The organism is bacterium (genome assembly GCA_037131655.1).
Classification (GTDB): Bacteria; Armatimonadota; Fimbriimonadia; order Fimbriimonadales; family JBAXQP01; genus JBAXQP01.
The window spans coordinates 1-2,957 of sequence record JBAXQP010000317.1 but is presented as its reverse complement, the minus strand read 5'-3'; the positions used below and the strand labels follow the sequence as shown (position 1 = coordinate 2,957).

The following is a 2,957-nucleotide window of genomic DNA, read 5'->3' as shown; positions in this document are numbered from 1 at the left end:
TTAGGCTCTTATCTTGGTCTTAAAGAAAGTGATAATCCAATTGACATCATGGGACCGGATACTCATACCGGCAAACCTTCACTCCTCATTTCTAAAGCTGAAATTGAAGGAGTACTGGAGATTGCGAAAGCCACTAAGTTGTTGATAAATTATGCGAATAAAGGCACTCAACTCATTCAAAAGCAAGCAGTTATCGTGGTTGACCATGAGGAACTGGATGCTGGAACAGTCAACCAAGGCGACAAAATTCCCTTTGTTTTCAATATAAAAAATAATGGGAAAATCTCTCTAATTATTGATGCGAAACCAACATGCAGATGCACTGTCGCTGACTTCGATAAGACCATCGCACCCGGCCAAACCGGCAAGATTGAATCTATATTCAACTCCACCGACTTCCGTGGTGATGTTCTAAAACATATTAATGTCACTACAAACGATGAAAAGCGGACATCAGTCACCCTTTCAATAAAATGCAAAATCCTTCCTTCGATAGTTTCCGTTCCGGATATCGATACAGTACAAATCATTTATCTTCCTGACAGTGAGGCTGTCACCAAGACATTCACAATATTCACTCGCAAGGATGAGGCGTTTGAAATCGTGAATGTTAATTGTTCCTCACAACTAGTTAAAACAAATTATCAGCCTTGGAAAGGTGAGATCTCAGATCCCATTTTAAAGGAAGAAGCGAAAACACATAGTGGTTATCAGGTGAACGTAACGGTTCCGGCTGAATGGCCAATCGGGCGCTCGATGGTATCAGTCAATATAACCACTAATCACTCAAAGAACACCAACATCCCAATTCGGCTTTCCATCGAAAAAGGCATTATTGTTGAACCTGCTTCTATATTCTTTGGCAAAGTTGAAGCAAACCCGGTATCGCCTATCAGACGTTATGTCATCCTCAAGAAAAGGTCGGGTAATTTCAAGATATTAGGTGTCGAGACAGGAAATTCAGCTATTGAAGCAACTGTTACCCCCATTACCGATGGCAGCGCATACAAAGTCGTCATAAGCTATAAAGGCGGTTGGCAATCGGGTTCTACGAAACAGACCGTTAAAATCAAAACTGATGATCGCTTGCAACCAATTATTGAAGTCGAGGTCGAGTGTATTGTCCAACAAACTGAGCCTACTTCAAAATAGGACTAATAGGAATAAATTAATCTTATGGTGCGCCTGTGGTATGGCGTGGTTGATGCTAATTTTGTTCGCATCTGGCTTCACATCGAGCAAAGCTAAAACCAAAGTTAAGACAGTTGAGAACCAGGTGTTGATATATGCTACATCAGAGTTGAATGGGTATCTGGAACCCTGTGGCTGTTTTATGCCTCAGATTGGCGGGTTTTTACGCCGCGCCGGTTATTTATCAACCGTCAAGTCGCCTTCTATAAGATTTGATAATGGCGACTTGACGGAAGCTTCCGGACGACAGGATGAAATTAAGGCGGAAACCATCATCAGCTTTTTCGACCTTCTCCAATATCGCGCGGTGAACCTGGGCGAACAGGATTTCAAGCTTGGACTAACCTATCTGCAATCGCTTCAAAGCGCTTTCAAGGGTAAGTTGCTTTCATCGAACGTATTGGGAGCTGACGGGAAACCAGTTTTTAATGCTTATACGACTTTTAATCAGACACTTGGAGGCAAGAAGACTAAGTTCGCGGTTGTCGGCGCGCTATCACCCCTTTATGCGACAATAGTTACCGACCGAAATCCCGAACTTACAGTTGCAGAAATTGCCCCCATCCTTATGAAATTGAAAGCGGAGATTAAGGCTGATTTTGTTATTCTGCTATACCACGGCCCGAAAGAAGAAGCCGTTAAACTCGCTAAGCTCTTTCCCTGGATTAGAGCCATCGTTTATGCCCATGCTTCCGATTCCCCGTCCGTACCAACAAAGATAGGCAACACCCTCCTCATCCAACCTGGTCAAAAAGGGAAGTATCTGGGTGAATTGACGCTGGCCATTAATAAAGCAGGAAAACCGGCAATAACAAAGACGCGAGAGGTAGTTTTAGGTCCTGAGATCAAAGGAAATAAAGCGGCGGATGCGATCCGTTTGATGTATTTAAGCCGAATTAATGACGAAAACTTACTTCTTTCCTATCCTAAGATGCCTTCTCCTGAAGGCTTGGCCTATGTAGGAAATGAGACATGCAAGGACTGCCATTCAACCCCTTATGAAGCGTGGGCAAAGAGCAAGCATGCCCGCGCTTTCCGTACTCTTGAGGAAGTCAAACACGAAGCCGATCCCGAGTGTGTTATTTGTCATGTGGTGGGATTTGAGTATACAAAAGGTTTTATAAACCTCGAAAAAACTCCTCAGCTTAAGAATGTCGGCTGTGAAAGCTGCCATGGCCCTGCTTCAAATCATATTGGCGAAGGGGCTCCAATGCCCAAAATCGACTCTGCGTCCTGCGATAAATGTCACGTCTCAGACCACAGTCCTAATTTCGATTTCAAAACTTATTGGGAAAAGATTAAGCATTAATTTACATGGAGGATATTTTGGAAAAGAGTATTATTTCAACTAAGAACGCCCCTGCTGCCATCGGGCCTTATTCACAGGCAGTTGCGTGGAACAACCTTCTATTCATTTCAGGGCAGATTCCCCTGAATCCTACTACCGGCGAGATGGTCACAGGCGACTTTGAGTCCCAGATTCGTCAGGTTCTTGATAATCTAAAGAGTATCCTGGAAGCTGCTGGGTTAACGACAAGCAGTGTGCTTAAGACAACGATATTCCTAACGGATTTAGCTGACTTTGCGAAAGCAAACGAAATCTATTCTCAATATTTCGCCGAAAACCCGCCCGCCCGTTCAACCATCCAAATCAGCGCTCTCCCAAAAGGCGCCAAAGTCGAGATAGAAGCGATTGCCGGAAAAAGCTGATAGGGGAGTATGAAAAGTATAAAGCCTCCCACCAAAAGACGGGAGACTTTATACTT

General features: G+C 43.8%; 3 protein-coding genes. All 3 read left to right on the top strand.

Going from position 1 to position 2,957, the window contains the following annotated elements; all coding sequences use genetic code 11:
* Positions 1–1,152 (top strand): DUF1573 domain-containing protein (locus tag WCO51_11775; GenBank protein MEI6513933.1); only part of this gene is annotated, 1,152 nt, incomplete at its 5' end.
* A 40-nt stretch (positions 1,153–1,192) separates the two neighbouring features.
* Complete coding sequence (locus WCO51_11770; protein MEI6513932.1) at positions 1,193–2,500, top strand: multiheme c-type cytochrome; 1,308 nt, start codon at positions 1,193–1,195, stop codon at positions 2,498–2,500.
* A 5-nt stretch (positions 2,501–2,505) separates the two neighbouring features.
* Complete coding sequence (locus WCO51_11765; GenBank protein ID MEI6513931.1) at positions 2,506–2,901, top strand: RidA family protein; 396 nt, start codon at positions 2,506–2,508, stop codon at positions 2,899–2,901.
* Positions 2,902–2,957 lie beyond the last annotated feature (56 nt).

Bases quoted from the DNA above. Each gene is read 5' to 3' on its own strand.
- WCO51_11770 (MEI6513932.1), top strand. From the start codon at position 1,193: ATGGCGTGGTTGATGCTAATTTTGTTCGCATCTGGCTTCACATCGAGC.
- WCO51_11765 (MEI6513931.1), top strand. From the start codon at position 2,506: ATGGAGGATATTTTGGAAAAGAGTATTATTTCAACTAAGAACGCCCCT.